The sequence below is a fragment of the Cellulomonas sp. NTE-D12 genome (assembly GCF_027923705.1).
In the GTDB taxonomy this organism is placed as follows: Bacteria; Actinomycetota; Actinomycetes; order Actinomycetales; family Cellulomonadaceae; genus Cellulomonas.
In genome coordinates this window covers 1,641,592-1,658,783 of record NZ_AP026442.1, presented here as the reverse complement: position 1 = coordinate 1,658,783, position 17,192 = coordinate 1,641,592, and the positions used below count along the sequence as shown (strand labels likewise).

The 17,192-nt window shown below is 74.1% G+C and carries 16 protein-coding genes; 1 reads left to right on the top strand and 15 read right to left on the bottom strand.

Translation table 11 applies throughout. From position 1 onward, the window contains the following. Positions 1-13: 13 nt before the first annotated feature. From lgt to QMF98_RS07590, 15 genes are all read right to left on the bottom strand, one after another. Complete coding sequence (gene lgt / locus QMF98_RS07660) at positions 14-898, bottom strand: prolipoprotein diacylglyceryl transferase (RefSeq protein WP_337975384.1); 885 nt, start codon at positions 896-898, stop codon at positions 14-16. Next, complete coding sequence (gene trpA / locus QMF98_RS07655; protein WP_337975383.1) at positions 895-1,716, bottom strand: tryptophan synthase subunit alpha; 822 nt, start codon at positions 1,714-1,716, stop codon at positions 895-897. Before trpA ends, lgt begins: the two co-directional genes overlap by 4 nt. Continuing rightward, the gene (gene trpB, locus QMF98_RS07650; protein WP_337975382.1) at positions 1,713-2,954 is read right to left on the bottom strand and encodes a tryptophan synthase subunit beta; all 1,242 of its coding nucleotides are present in this window, start codon (positions 2,952-2,954) and stop codon (positions 1,713-1,715) included. The genes trpA and trpB overlap by 4 nt, the downstream gene beginning before the upstream one ends. Positions 2,955-3,016: 62 nt before the next feature. Continuing rightward, the gene (trpC, locus tag QMF98_RS07645) at positions 3,017-3,829 is read right to left on the bottom strand and encodes an indole-3-glycerol phosphate synthase TrpC (protein WP_337975381.1); all 813 of its coding nucleotides are present in this window, start codon (positions 3,827-3,829) and stop codon (positions 3,017-3,019) included. Positions 3,830-4,026: 197 nt separating this feature from the next. Continuing rightward, complete coding sequence (locus QMF98_RS07640) at positions 4,027-4,677, bottom strand: DUF4190 domain-containing protein (RefSeq protein ID WP_337975380.1); 651 nt, start codon at positions 4,675-4,677, stop codon at positions 4,027-4,029. A 58-nt stretch (positions 4,678-4,735) separates the two neighbouring features. Then, positions 4,736-5,038: an HGxxPAAW family protein gene (locus tag QMF98_RS07635; protein ID WP_337975379.1), complete on the bottom strand. Its 303-nt coding sequence runs from the start codon at positions 5,036-5,038 to the stop codon at positions 4,736-4,738. Positions 5,039-5,115: 77 nt separating this feature from the next. Continuing rightward, on the bottom strand, positions 5,116-5,811 hold the full coding sequence (locus QMF98_RS07630) for a Trp biosynthesis-associated membrane protein (RefSeq protein ID WP_337975378.1): 696 nt from the start codon (positions 5,809-5,811) through the stop codon (positions 5,116-5,118). A gap of 26 nt (positions 5,812-5,837) precedes the next feature. Then, positions 5,838-7,424 carry an anthranilate synthase component I gene (locus QMF98_RS07625; protein ID WP_337975377.1) on the bottom strand — a complete coding sequence of 529 codons (1,587 nt, stop codon included), beginning with the start codon at positions 7,422-7,424 and terminating at the stop codon, positions 5,838-5,840. Then, a complete protein-coding gene (hisI, locus tag QMF98_RS07620; RefSeq protein ID WP_291762659.1) occupies positions 7,421-7,816 on the bottom strand; it encodes a phosphoribosyl-AMP cyclohydrolase in 396 nt (131 codons plus the stop codon). Before hisI ends, QMF98_RS07625 begins: the two co-directional genes overlap by 4 nt. Before the next feature lie 75 nt (positions 7,817-7,891). Then, the gene (hisF, locus tag QMF98_RS07615; protein WP_337975376.1) at positions 7,892-8,662 is read right to left on the bottom strand and encodes an imidazole glycerol phosphate synthase subunit HisF; all 771 of its coding nucleotides are present in this window, start codon (positions 8,660-8,662) and stop codon (positions 7,892-7,894) included. Then, a complete protein-coding gene (locus tag QMF98_RS07610; protein WP_337975375.1) occupies positions 8,659-9,522 on the bottom strand; it encodes an FKBP-type peptidyl-prolyl cis-trans isomerase in 864 nt (287 codons plus the stop codon). Before QMF98_RS07610 ends, hisF begins: the two co-directional genes overlap by 4 nt. 69 nt (positions 9,523-9,591) lie before the next feature. Further along, positions 9,592-10,953: a Pup--protein ligase gene (gene pafA, locus QMF98_RS07605; RefSeq protein ID WP_337975374.1), complete on the bottom strand. Its 1,362-nt coding sequence runs from the start codon at positions 10,951-10,953 to the stop codon at positions 9,592-9,594. A gap of 41 nt (positions 10,954-10,994) precedes the next feature. After that, complete coding sequence (gene prcA, locus QMF98_RS07600; RefSeq protein WP_337975373.1) at positions 10,995-11,807, bottom strand: proteasome subunit alpha; 813 nt, start codon at positions 11,805-11,807, stop codon at positions 10,995-10,997. Then, positions 11,804-12,646: a proteasome subunit beta gene (gene prcB, locus QMF98_RS07595; RefSeq protein ID WP_337975372.1), complete on the bottom strand. Its 843-nt coding sequence runs from the start codon at positions 12,644-12,646 to the stop codon at positions 11,804-11,806. Before prcB ends, prcA begins: the two co-directional genes overlap by 4 nt. Next, positions 12,643-12,837: a ubiquitin-like protein Pup gene (locus QMF98_RS07590; protein ID WP_263730398.1), complete on the bottom strand. Its 195-nt coding sequence runs from the start codon at positions 12,835-12,837 to the stop codon at positions 12,643-12,645. Before QMF98_RS07590 ends, prcB begins: the two co-directional genes overlap by 4 nt. Positions 12,838-13,005: 168 nt before the next feature. On the opposite strand from QMF98_RS07590, the gene QMF98_RS07585 reads away from it, so the two are divergent. Next, positions 13,006-17,184 carry an SCO7613 C-terminal domain-containing membrane protein gene (locus QMF98_RS07585; protein ID WP_337975371.1) on the top strand — a complete coding sequence of 1,393 codons (4,179 nt, stop codon included), beginning with the start codon at positions 13,006-13,008 and terminating at the stop codon, positions 17,182-17,184. The last annotated feature ends 8 nt before the right edge of the window (positions 17,185-17,192 follow it).

Here is a 17,192-nt window from a genome sequence, read left to right as displayed (position 1 = left end):
CGGTGCGGTGCGGTCACCGCGTCGGGTCCGACGCGTTCCTCTCGTCGTCCTGCCGCACCGGTGAGGCCAGCAGGAGGGTCGTGTCGCGCCCGGGGTGCCGGCGGCCGACCACGGTGAACGCTACCAGCGCACCGAGACCGACCACGATGGCCGTCCAGACGTTGAGCCGCAGGCCCAGGACGTGGTGCGCCGGGTCGATCCGCAGCATCTCGATCCACAGCCGGCCCGCGCAGTACAGCGCGACGTAGAGCCAGAACGCACGCCCGTGGCCGAACCGGTAGCGCCGGTCCAACCAGACGAGGAGAGCCGCAGCCAGCAGGTTCCAGATCACCTCGTACAGGAAGGTCGGGTGGAAGAGCGTCCCGGACGCGTAGCCGGCCGGCAGGTGCGCGTCGTCGACGCGCAGGCCCCAGGGCAGTGTCGTCGGGCCGCCGAAGAGCTCCTGGTTGAACCAGTTGCCGAGCCGGCCGATCGCCTGAGCGACGAGCAGCCCGGGCGCCAGCGCGTCGGCGAACGGCGCGAGCCGGACCCCCTGCCGGTGGGCGCCGATCCACGCACCGAGTGCACCCAGCGCGACAGCCCCCCAGATGCCCAGCCCGCCCTCCCAGACGAAGAGGGCACGGACCGGGTCTCCCCCACGTCCGAAGTAGGCGTCGGGAGAGCTGATCACGTGGTACAGCCGACCTCCGACGATCCCGAACGGGACCGCCCAGTAGACGATCTCGAGGGCGGTGTCGCCGTCACCACCGCGCTCCACCCAGCGACGTCGGGTGATCACCACTCCGGCGACGATCCCGAGCAGGATCGCGAACGCGTACGCGCGCAGAGGCAGCGGTCCGAGGTGCCACACGCCGCGCGACGGGCTGGGGATCGCCGCCGTCAACGCGGCGAGCGTCATCTCGCGCTCCGCACACCTGCCGCCAGGCTCTGCGTGACCGCGGTCAGCGCCGCGAGCCCGGCCCGCTCGTCGGGTGCGTCGACCAGGGCGCGGACGAGCGCCGAGCCGACGATGACACCGTCCGCGTAGGCGCCGACCTCGGCCGCCTGCTCCGGACGGGAGACGCCGAGGCCCACGCACACGTGGCGAGCGCCGGCCGCGCGGGTGTCCGAGACCAGCTGCTGCGCCCGCGAGCCGACCGTCGACCGCTCCCCCGTCACACCCATCGTCGAGGCTGCGTAGACGAACCCGCGAGACGACGCGGCGGTCAGCGCGAGGCGCTCCGGGGTCGAGCTGGGTGCCACGAGGAACACCCTGTCGAGCCCGTGGCGGTCCGACGCCGCGATCCACTCTGCGGCCTCGTCCGGGATGAGGTCGGGGGTGATCAGGCCGGCACCGCCGGCGGCGGCCAGATCACGCGCGTAGGCCTCCACGCCGTACCGCAGCACGAGGTTCCAGTACGTCATGACGAGGATCGGGGCGCCCCGACCAGCGACCTGCTCCACCGCCAGCAGCGTGTCGCGCACGCGCGTGCCGCGGGCGAGGGCGGCCTCGACCGCGTGCTGGATCACCGGTCCGTCCATCACCGGGTCGGAGTAGGGCATGCCCAGCTCGACGACGTCCACGCCGGCGTCGACCATCGTCCGCACCGCGTCGACCGACGCCGGCACGCTCGGGTAGCCGACCGGCAGGTAGCCGACCAGCGCCGCGCGGTTCTCGCGCTCCGCCAACGCGTCGAGCAGGGATCCGGTCGACGAGACGACGTCCGTGCTGGTCACAGCTGCTCTCCCTGGTCCGCCAGCACCGTGGGCTCCTCGTCCAGCAGGCCGAACCATGCACCCGCCGTCGCCACGTCCTTGTCCCCACGCCCCGAGAGGTTCACCAGCAGCACCGGCTCCTCGACGCCCCACTGCCCGAGCTCCCGCCCCAGCTGCAGGGCACCCGCCAACGCGTGCGCCGACTCGATCGCCGGGATGATGCCCTCGGTGCGGCACAGCAGCCGGAACGCCTCCATGGCCTGGTCGTCGTCCACCGGCCGGTACTCGGCCCGCCCGATGTCGTGCAACCACGCGTGCTCCGGGCCGACGCTCGGGTAGTCCAGCCCCGCCGAGACGGAGTGGCTGGGGCGCGTCTGACCGTCGTCGTCCTGCAGCAGGTACGACCTCGCGCCCTGCAGCACGCCGGGCTCACCACCGGAGAACCGGGCGGCGTGCTCGCCGGAGGAGATCCCGTGACCGCCGGCCTCGAAGCCGAACAGCCGCACGGAGGGCTCGTCGAGGAACGCGTTGAAGATGCCCATCGCGTTGGACCCCCCGCCGACGCACGCGGCGACCGCGTCCGGCAGCCGCCCGATCTCGTCGAACAGCTGGGCGCGCGCCTCCTCGCCGATGATCTTGTGGAAGTCGCGCACCATCTCGGGGAAAGGGTGCGGGCCCGTCACCGTGCCGAGCAGGTAGTGGGTCGTCTCGACGTTGGTGACCCAGTCCCGCAGCGCCTCGTTGATCGCGTCCTTCAAGGTGCGGCTGCCCTGGCGGACCGGCACGACCTCCGCCCCGAGCAGGCGCATCCGTGCGACGTTCAGCGCCTGCCGGCGGGTGTCCTCCTCGCCCATGTAGACCGTGCACTCGAGGTCCATCAGCGCTGCTGCGGTCGCCGTGGCGACGCCGTGCTGGCCCGCACCGGTCTCCGCGATCACCCGGGTCTTGCCCATCCGCTTCACCAGCAGGGCCTGCCCGAGCACGTTGTTGATCTTGTGGGACCCCGTGTGGTTGAGGTCCTCCCGCTTCAGGAACACCCGCGCCCCGCCGCCCACGTGCCGGGCGAACCGCTCGACCTCCGTGAGGGGGCTCGGCCGCCCGGTGTAGGTGCGGTGCAGCCGCGCCAGCGCGGCGCCGAACGCCGGGTCCGCCTGCGCCTTGTGGTAGGCGGTGTCCAGCTCGTCGAGCGCCGCGATCAGCGCCTCCGGGACGAAGCGGCCGCCGAACTGACCGAAGTACGGTCCCTGGTGCGTGGACAACGGCCCCGTGGTCGCGGGGCCGTGGGCGTCCGACGGAACCGGACGGCCGCCGCTGGACGGGCTCACTGCCGGACCGCCCGCAGGGAGGGGTGGGCACCGGCCGCGACGAGGTCCGCCACCGACCGGCGGGGAGCGTCGTCCGTGACCAGGGCCTCCCCCACCAGCACGACGTCGGCGCCCGCTCGCGCGTAGTCCATCACGTCGTGCGGTCCGCGGACCCCGGACTCGGCGACCTTGACGACGTGGTTCGGGATGCTCGGGGCCACCCGCGCGAACGTGCCGCGGTCCACCTCGAGGGACCGCAGGTCCCGCGCGTTCACGCCGACCACGCGGGCGCCGGCGTCGACCGCGCGGCGCGCCTCCTCGGAGTCGTGCACCTCGACCAGCGCCGTCATGCCCAACGAGTGCACCCGGTCGATCAGCGACTCGAGCACCGTCTGCTCCAGCGCGGCCACGATGAGCAGCAGCAGGTCGGCGCCGTGCGCCCGCGCCTCCCACACCTGGTACGGCGTGACGATGAAGTCCTTGCGCAGCACGGGGATGTCCACCCGTGCCCGCACCGAGTCCAGGTCCGCCAACGAGCCCCGGAAGCGCCGCTGCTCGGTCAGCACCGAGATCGCGGCGGCTCCCCCCTTCTCGTACTCGGCGGCCAGGGCTGCCGGGTCGTCGATGCTGGCGAGCGCACCCTTGCTCGGGCTCGAGCGCTTCACCTCGGCGATGACCGTGACGGCGTCCTCGACCTTCAGCCGAGAGACGCACTCGAGGGCTGAGGGCCGACGCTGCGCCCGCTCCTTGAGCTCGTCCAGCGACGTCAGCGCCTGGCGCTCGGCCAGGTCCTGGCGGACACCGGCGACGATGTCGTCCAGCACGGTCATGGCCCCCACCCCTCCCGCCCGGTCCGTCCGGTTGCGGCCATCGTAAAGGCGGCCCGCCGGGGGACCGTCCGCGAGTCATGGGATGGAACGGTGCGTACCACCCGATTGCCTCGAGGCGCCGGGCCGCCCGCACCGACCACGGCGGTGCGGCCGGGTGGCCGGTGAGCCGGGTCAGTCTCCGCGCGCCGGATACGTCGTCAGTACGTGCGACCGGACGTCGAGGCGAAGATGCCGAAGACGATCGCCCCGATGAACAGGATGGCGAGGAGCGCCCCGAGTGCCGTGGCGATCCAGCCGATCACGATGCCGGCGACGGCGATCCCGTCGTTGTTCGCCTCACCGCGAGCCACCGCCTGCCGGGCTCGCCTGCCGACGATCACGGCGGGGATGCCGGTCAGCAGCGTGAAGCCGAGGACGATCCCCGCCAGCGCGAGGACCAGCGACCAGATCCCCAGGTCGTTGCGCGGGTACACCTGGCCGTATCCCGGGTATCCCGGGTAGGGGGCGCCGTAGGGCGCCGAACCGTACGGCTGGCCCGCGTACGGCTGGGCTGCCTGCGGCTGGGCCCCGTAAGGCTGGCTCCCGTAGGGCTGGCTCCCGTAGGGCTCGGTGCCGTAGGTCTGACCCGGGGCAGGGTAGCCGCCACCGTAGGGGGCGTCCGCCCCCGTCGGAGCTGCGCCGGGGTACCCCGGCGCATGCTGACCGGGGTGCGCGGCCGGCGACCCGGGATGGGGCTGCGCCGGGCCCTCGGGGGGCTGGGCTCCGTAGGCGGGTGCCTGCGGCTGCGCCGGCACTACGGGCGGCTGGTCGGAACCGGCGCCGCCGTCGGGTCCCTCGGGGCTGGACATTCGTCCTCCTGGTCGTCCTCGGCCGGACGTTCCCCGGCCGCTGCACCGATGCGGTGGCTCAGCGGCCGCCGCGGGCCCGGGCACTACCCGGCTGGCCCAGGCCCATCACCTGGAGCACCTTGCCGACGATCAGCCCGGCGAGGACCACCCCGCCGCCGACCCACGCCAGCCACGGCTCCGCGAGAGCGACTCCAAGGCCTGCCACCACGGCACCCACCACCACGATCAGCGTCGTCGTCCACGCCGCGACCGTGCGGCCGTGGTTGCGGGGCGCCGCCGCCGGTGGCAGGTGGACCGCCTCGGTGCGGCCGGCGCCGAGCATGCGGTCGCTCGGCTGGTCGGCGAGAGGCTGGTCTGCCATCGGTTCGTACCCTTCGTGCTCGGCTGTCGGACACAGTAGCGGAGAGCTGAGAGGCCCACCGGCGGAGCCGGCGGCGATCACGTCGGGTCCTCCCCGCGGGTCAGAGCATCCCAGTCGGCTCGCTCGTCGGGCTCGTCCGACCGCGCGCCGGGCGCGTCGGACCGTTCGCCGGGAGCCGGCTGCGACGGTGGCAGCGCGCGCTCCGGCGCTGCCGTGGCGGTGCGCGCAGACGTCGGGTCCTGGCTCTGTCCGACGACAGCCCGAGCCTCGGGGGGCATCGTCGCGACGTCGCGTTCCGTCGCTGCACGGGCAGGTGCGGGCTCGTGGCGCCCGCTGGTCACGGACCATCGGGCCGAAGCGCGGCCCAGGGCGGCACCGCACACGACCACGATGGCCGCGACGAGCATCGCGGCCCACGGGGCGGCCGTCGTCCGCGGCGTCCCGACGAGGTGGTCCACGCCGGTCGCAGCCGCGACCGCCTGGCGAGCGACGGGCCCGGGGTCCGCCAGCAGCGCGACGGCCGACCAGGCGACCACGACACCGCACAGCAGCACGACCGCCATCACGACCCACCGACCGACCCGACCGGCCAGCGCGAGCGCCGCACCGGCGGCCGCCAGGGCTAGCGCAGCGCCCACCATCCCCGGTGCGGCCCTCGTACCGGGGACGTGCACCTGCACGGTCCCGGTCAGCACGGACGTTCCGGCGGCGCTCACCCACGTGGGGACGGCGACGGCCCAGACGACGACGGCGAGGAGCAGCAGGACGACCACCCACCGTCCGCGTCCCGCGCGGGCGGTCACCGTTGCGCCGGACGTAGCCGTGCCGCGATCTGCACCGCTCGGACTGCGGCGGCAGCCTTGGCGCGGGTCTCGGCGTACTCGACCTCCGGGACCGAGTCCGCCACGATGCCCGCTCCGGCCTGGACGCTCGCGGTGCCGCCCCGCAGGAGAGCGGTACGGATCGCGATCGCCATGTCCATGTCTCCGGCGAAGTCGAAGTAGCCCACCGTGCCGCCGTAGATCCCCCGGCGGGCGGGTTCCACGGCGTCGATCAGCGCGATGGCACGGGGCTTCGGCGCGCCGGAGAGGGTGCCGGCGGGGAAGGTCGCGACGAACGTCTGCAACGCCGTCGCCCCGGCCCGGAGGCTGCCGACCACCGTCGAGCAGATGTGCATGATGTGCGAGTACCGGCGCACCGACATGAACTCCACCACGTCGACGGACGTCGGCTCGCACACCTTCGCGAGATCGTTGCGCGCCAGGTCGACCAGCATGATGTGCTCGGCCCGCTCCTTCGGGTCCGCGAGGACCTCGTCCGCCAGGGCCCTGTCCTCGTCCGGGGTCCGCCCTCGCGGACGCGACCCGGCGATCGGGAAGGTGACCACCTGGCCGTCGGTCACCTTGACCAGCGTCTCCGGGCTGGAGCCCACGACGGCGAAGTCCTCGCCGCGAGGGTCCTGGAGCTGCAGGTAATACATGTAAGGGCTCGGGTTCACGGTCCGCAGCACGCGATAGACGTCGAGCGGGTCGGCCGGGCAGTCGAGGTCGAGGCGCTGCGACAGCACGACCTGGAACACCTCACCGTCCCTGATGGCGTCCTTCCCCGTGCGGACCGCCGCCTCGAAGTCCAGGCGGCTGGTGCGAAAGCGGAGCTCGGGCTCGGGCAGCGACGGGTCGAGCACCGCGACGGCGGGCTCCGCGGCTCCCACCAGGCCGGCCTGCATCGCCTCGAGCCGGGCGACCGCGTCGGTGTAGGCCTCGTCGACGCGGTCGTCCGTCGCGTCGAAGTTGATCGCGTTGGCCACCAGCCAGACCGAACCGTCCTGGTGGTCGACCGCTGCCAGGTCGGTGGCGAGCAGCAGGGTCACCTCCGGGACCCCGAGCTCGTCGGGCGCCTTCGCCGGCAGGGTCGGCTCCCAGTGGCGCACGACGTCCCACCCCAGCGCACCCACGAGGCCGCCCGTCAGGGGCGGAAGACCCGGTACGGGCGGCGTCCGCAGCACCTCGAGCGTCGCGCCCAGCACCTCCAGGACGTCCCCGTCCCGCGGCACGCCGACCGGTACGTCGCCCGACCAGACGGCACGGCCGTCCACCACCCCGAGGCTGGCGCGCGACCGCACGCCGACGAACGACCACCGCCCCCAGGTGCCGTCCGCCTCGGCCGACTCCAGCACGAACGTTCCCGGACGCCCGCCCGCCAGCGCGCGGTAGAGGCCCACAGGCGTCGTCGCGTCGGCCAGCAGCCTCCGGACCACCGGGATCACGCGGTTGTCCCGCGCCAGCTCACGGAACCCGTCCAGCGTCGGCCAGGTGGACCCCCACGGGACCTCGACGGCGTCGACCGCCGCTGTCCCCCCCGGGACGGCCGGGTCGGGCGCGCTCATTCGCCCACCACGGCGGGGAGCGGACCGCCGGCGTCGAAGCACGAACGAGCCCCGGTGTGGCACGCGGCGCCGACCTGCTCGACCTGCACCAGCACGGCGTCACCGTCGCAGTCGAGGTCGACCGAACGGACCAGCTGGACGTGGCCGGACGTGTCGCCCTTGCGCCAGTACTCACGCCTGGAACGGCTCCAGAACGTGACGCGTCCCGTGGTGAGCGTCCGGTGCAGCGCCTCGTCGTCCATCCACCCCAGCATCAGCACCTCGTGCGTGTCGTGCTGCTGGATGACGGCGGCGACCAGACCTGCCGCGTCGTGCGCGAGGCGCGCCGAGACGGCCGGGTCGAGACCGGTGGAACCAGGGACGGCCGGGGCGGCGAAGGGCTCAGCGGGCACCCCAGGATCCTGCCACGGCGACGCCGGGCAGCCGGGTCCCGGTCCATCGGCAGCACCCGGGTGCGGGTGCCCTCCTCAGCGGACCGTGACCCCCGCGGCGCGCAGCGCGTCCTTGACCTGGCGGACCGTCAGCTGCCCGAAGTGGAAGACGCTCGCCGCGAGCACCGCGTCAGCGCCCGCCCGCGCCGCCTCGACGAAGTGCGCCGGCGTGCCGGCCCCGCCGCTCGCGATCAGCGGCACGCTGACCGCTGCACGCACATCGGTCAGCATCTGGAGGTCGAACCCGGCCTCCGTGCCGTCCGCGTCCATCGAGTTGAGCAGGATCTCTCCGGCGCCGAGCTCGGCGGCACGGGCGGCCCACTCCACGGCGTCGATCCCCGTTCCACGCCGACCGCCGTGGGTGGTCACTTCGTAGCCCGACGATGTCCGGGTCTCGCCGGTGCAACGGCGGGCGTCGACGGACAGGACGAGGACCTGCGAGCCGAAGCGCTGCGCGATCTCCGCGATGAGCTCGGGCCGGGCGATCGCCGCGGTGTTGACGCCCACCTTGTCGGCACCGGCCCGGAGCAGCCGGTCCACGTCCTCCGCCGAGCGCACGCCGCCGCCCACGGTCAGCGGCACGAACACCTGCTCGGCGGTGCGCCGCACCACGTCGTACGTCGTCTCCCGTCCGGCGGACGACGCGGACACGTCGAGGAACGTGACCTCGTCGGCACCCTCCGCGTCGTAACGACGCGCGAGCTCCACCGGGTCGCCGGCATCGCGGAGGTTCTCGAAGTTCACGCCCTTGACGACGCGGCCGGCGTCCACGTCGAGGCACGGGATGACACGCAGGGCGAGGCTCATGAGGTCCCTCCGGCGGCGACCGCCAGGATGTCGACGACGAACACGACGGTCTGCCCGGACAGCTCCTGGCTCTGCGTCGCACCCAGGGCGTACGTCGGCGGGACCACGAGCAGCAGCTGCGAGCCGACCGGCTGGTCGGCCAGGCCGTCGGCCCACGCGGGGACGTCCACGAGAGAGAACGACGACGGCGAGCCACGGCTCCAGGTGGAGTCGAACGCCTCGCCCGTCTTCCAGGAGAAGCCGACGTACTGGACCGTCACCGTGTCGCTCCGCGTCACCTGGCGACCGGAGCCACGGATCAGCGGCTGGGCGACCAGCGAGGTGGGCGGGTCCGTCCCGGTCGGCGTCAGCGTCGGCGCACCGTCCGCGGCGAGCTTCACGGTGGGAAGACCCTGCGGCGGGTCGACGTGCTGGCCGGTGGCGCGAAGCGGCAGGACGTCGACCACGGTGACGGTGGGCACGTCGTTCCCGGCCCCGGTCCCCGGCGGGCTCACCTGGAGCAGCCGGGCGCCGATGTGGGCGCCGGACAGCGTCCGGTACAGGTCCGCGCCGAGCGCGGCAGGGGTCAGCTCGCGCGTCACGGGGCTCGCCGAGTAGCTCTCTGCGACGACGGTGGCCGTCCGGGCGTTCTCCACCCAGTAGTTCAGCAGCACCGGCTCACCGTCGCGCAGCTCAGGCCCCGTGCCGGGCCAGATGGTGGACCGGTAGGTCCGTCCCGGATCGAGCGGGGCGACGTAGGTGAGGATCGGCTTGCTGCCCGGCTCACCGGAGACGGAGACCTCAGGCGCCGACGACGCCGGTCCGGCGCAGGCCGTGAGCAGCAGCGCGAGGAGCGCGAGCAGCGCAGCGCGCAGGCGCACCTCGTCCCTCCTTCGTCCACCGTGCGGACAACGGCCACCTCGCGGCCCGGCCGTCCACTGTACGGGTCCTCACATCGACTCGATGAGCCGGTCCACCCGCTCGTCGACGCTCCGGAACGGGTCCTTGCACAGGACCGTCCGCTGCGCCTGGTCGTTCAGCTTCAGATGCACCCAGTCCACCGTGTAGTCACGCCGAGCATCCTGGGCCGCCCGCACGAAGTCGCCGCGCAGCTTGGCCCGCGTCGTCTGCGGCGGCTGCTCGGTCGCCTCGAACACCTCCACGTCGGTGGTCACCCGCTCGACGAGGCCACGGGCGGCGAGCAGGTTGTACAGGCCCTCGGTGCGAGAGATGTCGTGGTAGGCGAGGTCGAGGCGCTGCACCCGCACGTCTGACAGCTCCAGGCCGTGCTTGGCGCGGTACCGCTCGATCATGCGGTACTTGATCGCCCAGTCCAGCTCACGGTCGACCAGGGACAGGTCCCCGGTGCGCAGCGCCCGCAGGCCCCGCTCCCACAGGTCCAGGACCTGCTTCGTCTCCGGCGACGGGCCGACCTCCGAGCCGACGAAGTCCGCCACCCGGGCGAGGTACTCCTCCTGCAGGTCGATCGCCGTCACGGTCCGACCGGACGCCAGCGTGATGGGGTGCCGCCCCGTCATGTCGTGGCTGATCTCGCGGATGGCCCGGATGGGGTTCTCCAGCGCCATGTCCCGGATGGGGACACCGGCCTCGACCAGACGCAGCAGCATGTCGGTGGCACCGACCTTGAGCATCGTCGTCGTCTCGGCCATCGACGAGTCCCCGACGATCACGTGCAGGCGGCGGAAGTGCTCCGCGTCCGCATGCGGCTCGTCGCGCGTGTTGATGATGGGCCGGGACCGGGTCGTCGCACTGGAGACCGCTTCCCAGATGTGGTCAGCGCGCTGCGAGAGGCAGTACACCGCTCCCCGTGGGGTCGCCAGCACCTTGCCGGCGCCGGTGAGGATCTGCCGCGTGATCAGGAACGGCACCAGCACGTCGGAGAGGCGGGCGAAGTCGCCCTGCCGACGCACCAGGTAGTTCTCGTGGCAGCCGTACGAGTTGCCCGCGGAGTCGGTGTTGTTCTTGAACAGGTGGATGCTGCCGGGCAGACCCTCGTGCTCCAGCCGCTGCTGGGCGTCCTGCACCAGTCCTTCGAGGATCCGCTCGCCAGCCCGGTCGTGGGTGACCAGCTGCCGCCAGTCGTCGCACTCCGCCGTCGCGTACTCCGGGTGGGAGCCGACGTCGAGGTAGAGCCGCGACCCGTTGCGCAGGAACACGTTGGAGGAGCGGCCCCACGCCACCACCTTGCGGAACAGGTAGCGCGCCACCTCGTCCGCCGAGAGGCCGCGCCCGTCCACCGCGGCGCAGGTGACGCCGTACTCGGTCTCCAGGCCGAAGATCCGTCGGTCCACGGCGGCTCCTCCCTTCGTCGGGTCCGGACTGCTCGTGCCGCTCAGCGAGCGGAGTCCTCCGGCTGCTCGGCGCTCGGTCCGTCCTCCGGACCAGGCGGATGCTCGTCCCCGCCGGGCTCGGCCGAGCCCGGCCCCGGCCGGGGCGCCTCGGTCGGTCCGGTGCCCAGGACGTCCTCCAGCAGCGCCCCCGTCAGGCGACGGAAGGCGCGCCGCGGTCGCGTGCGGTCGAGCACCGCGACCTCGAGGCTCGACGCGCCGAGGGCCCGAGGCGCTGCACCGTCCTCTGCCGGCGCGCCGAGGGCACGGACGCCGAGCTCGAGGACCTCGGCGAGGCTCATGCCGGGCCGCCAGTGCTCACCGATGATCGCCGCCAGCCGGTCCGACTGCCCGCCCATCGCCACCCAGCCGTGCTCGTCGGCGACCGATCCGTCGTAGCTGAGGCGGTAGATCTGGTCCCCCGCCGGCTCGCGACCGACCTCGACGACGACGAGCTCGACCTCGAGCGGCTTCGACTCGGTGGTGAAGACCGTTCCGAGCGTCTGCGCGTAGGCGTTCGCGAGGCCCCGCGCCGTGACGTCGACGCGGTCGTAGGAGTACCCGCGGAGGTCCGCGTACCGCACGCCGGCCACCCGCAGGTTCTCGAACTCGTTGTACTTGCCGACGGCGGCGAACGCGATCCGGTCGTAGATCTCCGAGACCTTGTGCAGCGCGCGGGACGGGTTCTCCGTCGCGAAGGCGACACCGTCGTCGTACTGCAGCACCACGACCGACCGCCCCCGCGCGATGCCCTTGCGGGCGTAGTCCGCGCGGTCCTTCATCAGCTGCTCGGGCGAGACGTAGAAGGGCATGCTCATCGTGCCGGCCCTCCTCGTCCCTCGCGCCGAGCCGCGCGGACCTCGTCCGTCGCCGCCGCCAGCTCCGGGTCGGGCACCCGCAGGTAGCCGGCCTCGGTGACCGTCGCGACGACGGGGTAGATCCCGCGGTCGCTGTCCGGGCCGCCCGTCGCCGAGTCGTCGTCCGCCGCGTCGACAAGGGCCTCCACGGCGACGCGCACCGCCTCGACCGCCGTCATGCCGGAGCGCCACCGCTTCTTCAGCGAGCCACGTGCGAAGACGGAGCCGGACCCGACGGCGTGGTGCTCCTGCTCCTCGTACCGACCGCCCGTCACGTCGTAGGAGAAGATCCGTCCGACGCCTCGGTCGAGGTCGAAACCGGCGAAGAGGGGCACGACGGCGAGCCCTTGCAGCGCCATCGGGAGCTGTCCCCGGATGATCGTGGCGAGCCGGTTCGCCTTGCCGTCCAGCGACAGGAGCGAGCCCTCGATCTTCTCGTAGTGCTCGAGCTCCAGCTGGAACAGCCGCACCAGCTCGACCGCCAGGCCCGCCGTGCCGGCGATGCCTACCGCGGAGTAGTCGTCTGCCGGGAAGACCTTCTCGATGTGCCGGCTGGCGATCATCGATCCCATGGTCGCTCGCCGGTCGCCCGCGAGCACGACCCCGCCGTCGAAGACCAGGGCGACGATGGTGGTGCCGTGCGGTGCGTTCAGGACGGCCGCGGGAGCGCCCGCCTCGACCGCTCGGGAGGCAGGCAGCAGCTGCGGGGCGTACCCGCCGAGGAACTCGACGAAGGACGAGGTCCCCGGCGTGGTGAAGGCTGCCGGCAGGCGCCCGGCCGGATGGGCGTCGGTGCTCACTGACCACCCTTCTGCACGAACCCGCGGACGAACTGCTCGGCGTTGGACTCGAGGACGTCGTCGATCTCCTCCAGCAGCGCGTCGACCTCCGCGTCCCGCGCCTGGGCCGACGGCGCCGCGGGCGTGGGGGCCTCGGGCTCGTCGCCCGGTACGTCGTCCTGGTGCCGGTTGACGTGCTCGGTTCCCGCCATGGTGACCTCCCGGGGGTGGACTCCTGCTGTGGCCTGCTCGTGCCCACCCTAGGCCCTGGCGCCGACAGCGCCGGGTGACGGCCGCGCGTCCACCGTGCGGCGCGGACACACCCCTCACCGGTGTGCACAAAGACCGCGGCGGGCTGCCTGACCTGTGAAGATCCCCGCATGACCGCTCCGACGACCGGCCGGTTCGACGCCGTGCGTGCCAGCCTGCTCGACCGTTCGCTGTGCCCGGCCTGCGGCGCGCCTCTGTCCGGCCCGCGTTGCCTGTGGTGCGGCGTCCCGCTGGACGGCCCTGCCGCGCAGGCGGTCCTGCGGCTCTCGCTCGCGGCCGCGGAGTCCATCGCCAACCGCGAGGTCGGAGTCCGGGCGCTCTACGCGGAGCGAGACGCGCGCTTCAGCCAGCCGCCGAGGCGCGCCGCCACGCCCGTCGAGGCCGGGACACCGCGCTCGCCGCTCCGTCCGCCGCCCTCCGCGGACGGACGTGTCGCGGCACCGAGCGGTGGCACCGCGGGCTCCGCACCACGAGCCCCGCGACCCGCTCCCGCCTGGGGTCCTTCCCCGCACGAGCGCCGCACCGCCAGCACCCCGCGATGGCGGGTGCAGTCGGTGCTCCAGGCGCTCGGCGCGGGCCTCCTGTCGGCGGCCGGGATCGTCTTCCTCATCTTCTCGTGGGGCGTCCTGAACCTTCAGGCGCGTGCGGCGATCGTGGCCCTCGGGACCGTCGTGGTCTTCGGCGCAGCCCAGGTGCTCGCACGGCGGGGTCTGAAGCAGGGCGCCGAAGCCGTGGGGGCGGTGGCGGCGGTGCTGCTGCTCCTCGACGCCTGGGCGCTGCGGAGCACCGGGATCGTCGGGTCGGGTGCGCCGGGCGTTTATGCCAGCGTGGCTTCGCTCGTCTGCGCCGTCCTGCTGGCGGGATGGGGCCGGGCGGCGCGCCTGCGGGTCGGAACGGTCGGGGCCGCAGTGCTGTGGTTCGTCGCTCCGCTGCCGTTGGCGACCCTGGCACCATCGGCCCGGAGCTGGGTCTGGGCACTGCTGACCAGCGTTCTGATGGGGTGGGTCCGGCACGTCCCGCCGCTCCGCGCCCGGAGCAGGGACGACCACGCAGGGGCGACCGCGAGCCTGCTCCTCTCCGGCGGGACGGCTCTCGCGTGGGCGGTCGCGGCACTGATCGCGCTGGCATCGCTCGGCACAACGCCCGAGGACGGTCTCGTGCTGCTCAGTGCAGCGGCCGTGGCCGCCGCCCTGCAGGCCTGGCTGTGCGCGACGGCTCCCGCTCCGCACGAGGAGTCGATGGCGATCGTCTGGCAGTGCGCGTTCGTCGGCGCAGCCTTCGTGGACGTCGTCGCGGGCGCCGCTCTGGCGCGACCTGCGACCGGGGCCGCACTGGCTCTCGTCGCGGCCGGCTGCGTCTCCGGCCTGGTCGCGGCCATGTCCCCGGACAGCCGCATCGATCAGGCGGTCGGAACCGGGCCGGACCGGGCGGGGGGCACCGCCGCGATCCTCGGTCGACCCGCTGTGACGCTGCTGCCCGCCGGCGCCTTGCTGATCTCGGTCGGCGCCGGGGCGCTCGTTCCCGGCGCCGCCTTCGGGGTCGTCCTCCTCCTGCTGCTCACCGTGGCGGCCGCACTCGTCGACCGCCGGTCGGGCGACGCCCTCGGCGTCGGTGCTCGTGCCGTGGCCGCCCGCATCGCGGTGGTCGGCAGCCCGTTGGTCGCGCTGGTGGCAGCGCACGGCGGGAGCTGGGCGAGCGCCCTCGGGCTCGCCGCGTGCGCCGTCGTCGCGGTGTGGGCGCGCACCTGGGGCGTCCTTCGATCCTGGGCCGCACGGTCGACCGCTGCAGCGGCGCCCTGGACCGTCGCGGCGATCGGCGTCGCGGCGCACGCCGCGGGTGCGGGCACCAGGGATGCCGTCGCGATCGCCGCGACGTGCGGTGCCGCGCTCCTGTCGTTCGTCGTGGTCGCACCCGACCGGCCCCGCGACGAACGCCAGGTCGCCCTCACGGCGGCGGCATGCTCGGCCGGGATCGGCTGGTCGCTGCTCGCCGTCGTGCCGGGGTGGTGGGACCGCTCGGTCCTCCTCGTCGTCGTGGCGGCGTGCGGGCTCGTCGTGCTCGCACTCGTCCTGGGCGCCGACCGCGTCGGAGAGTGGGGTGCCGTTCTCGGCGCGGGTGCGGCCCCTCTGGTCCTGGCTCTCGCAGCCTTGTCCACGGCCGCCGTGCTCCGTCCGACCCACGCCGCGACGGGGGTCGCCCTCGTCGCCGCGAGCGGCGGTGCGGCCGCGGTCATGCTCTCGGTCGTCGCGCAGGACCGCCGCGGCGCCCGCGCCGGTCGCGCCGCAGCGGCGGGGGGCTGGACGACGCTCGCGGCGGCGCTTCTCGCGGCAGTCCAGCAGTCTGCGCAGGTCGCCGCCACGGTGCTGCTCGTCGCCGCGGTCGCGGCGCTCGTCACGGGTGTCCGCGGCCGGCGCCCCGAGCTGCGCTGGGGAGCGCTCGCGCTGGCGACCGCAGCGTCGTGGACCCTGCTGGACGCGAGTGGGCAGGGCACCCCGGAGCTGTTCACCGCGCCCACTGCGGTCGTCGTCGCCGTGGTGGGCGCCCGGCGTGCACGGCGGGGCCGCTCGGACGGCGTCACGCTCCTGGCGGCCGGTCTGACCCTGAGCCTGCTCCCGACAGCGGTCCTGGGCGGCGCCGTTCCGTTGACCACACAGCTGCACGCCGACCGTCAGGTGCTCACCACCGCAGCCGCCGTCGTCCTGGTCCTCCTCGCGGCACATCGCTCCGCTCGACGCCCGGCCGGGGTGACGACGGTGCTCGCCGGTCTCGGCCTCTGCCTGAGCGTCCTGGGCCCGGCGCGCGCGGCTGTCGACGCTGCCGGTACGAAGGGCAGCGGCGTGCTGCCCGAGCTGCTCGGGACCCTCGCCGCCGTCCTGCTGCTCACTGCCTGCCGCGCGGTCGGCACCGATGCTCCCCGCTCCGTGCAAGGCCCGGTGCGGGCGGCGGAGCCCTGGCTGGTCACGACCGCCGCGGTTCTGCCGAGCGTGCTCGCGGCCGAACCGGATCCGGCCGGCCGCCTCCGGCTGTGCGTCCTCGCGGTGGTCGGTGCGGGTCTTGCGGTCGCAGGTTCAGCGGTGCCGGCCCGGGCGAACGACCCGTGGGGCCGTCACCTGATGGGGGTCGGCATCCTCGTCTCCTCCGCGGGCGCTCTGGTCGCGGTGCGAACCCTCCCCATGGTGCCCGGCGGTGTCGTGCCGGCGGCGCTCGGCCTGCTGCTGGTCACGACGCTCTTCCTACGGTCACCCGGCTGGTCCGTGCCGGCCGACCTCGCCCGGACGCTGTCCAGCGCTCTGCTGCTGGTCCCGAGCCTGCTGTCGAGGTCGGAGGCATGGCGGCCGGCCGCCTGGACGGGAGTCGCAGCGGTGCTCCTGACCGCCGGATGGCTGGTCCGGGCGCAGCAGCGGCGCGGCACGACGGTGCGGTACGTCGCGGCGCTCGCATCCGCGCTCGCGACGGCCGGGCCGTGGTGGTACGTCGTCGCGCCCCGGCTGGACTCGGTGGGGCCGACGAGCAACCCGCCCGAGCGCTGGGCCCTCCCAGCGGCTGCGCTGGTGCTGGCCGCGAGCCTGCTGGGCTGGCCGCGGCGGGACGGGATCCCGTCCCGGCTGACCCTCGTCACGCCGGCGCTCGGCCTCGCGGCGCTGCCCACCTTGCTGGTGTCCGACGCGACGGCGGCCGGGACCGTGCGGCTCGTGGCGGTCCTGACCGTCGGAGGTGCGCTGGCCGTCGTCACCCAGCTGCGGCGCTCTGGAGCGTCGCGCGCTGCCGTGGTGCAGGACGCACGCTGGGGGGTCGGCGTCGGGACAGCGGTCGCCGGCGCCGCAGCGTTCGTCGCGGCGGCGGTCGGTCCGTGGTCGTGGGACGTGCCGATCATCGCGTTCGGCCTGCTCCTCGCGGCGCTCGGGCTCCTCCGCACGACGCAGGAGGCGTCCGCCGGTACGTGGCCGACGCTCGGTCCTGGCCTCCTCCTGGCGGTCGTCCTCCCGGCGCTCGTCAGCGCGGCGGACGGCGCGGCCTGGCGGCCGGTCGTCGTGGTCGTCCTCGCGGTCGCCGCGACCGTGCTGGGTGCCGCGCTGCGATGGCAGGCGCCCTTCGTGGTCGGCGCGGCGACGCTGGTCCTGGTCACGGCGCTGCAGGTCGGGCCGTGGGCAGGCCGGGTGCTCGTGCAGACGCAGGGCTGGGTGCTCCTGGGCCTCTGCGGCACGCTGCTGCTCGCACTGGGCCTGCGCTACGAGCGCCGGCTCGCGCAGGCCCGTGAGGCGGTGCGGTTCGTGGCGACGATGCGCTGACCGGTCGG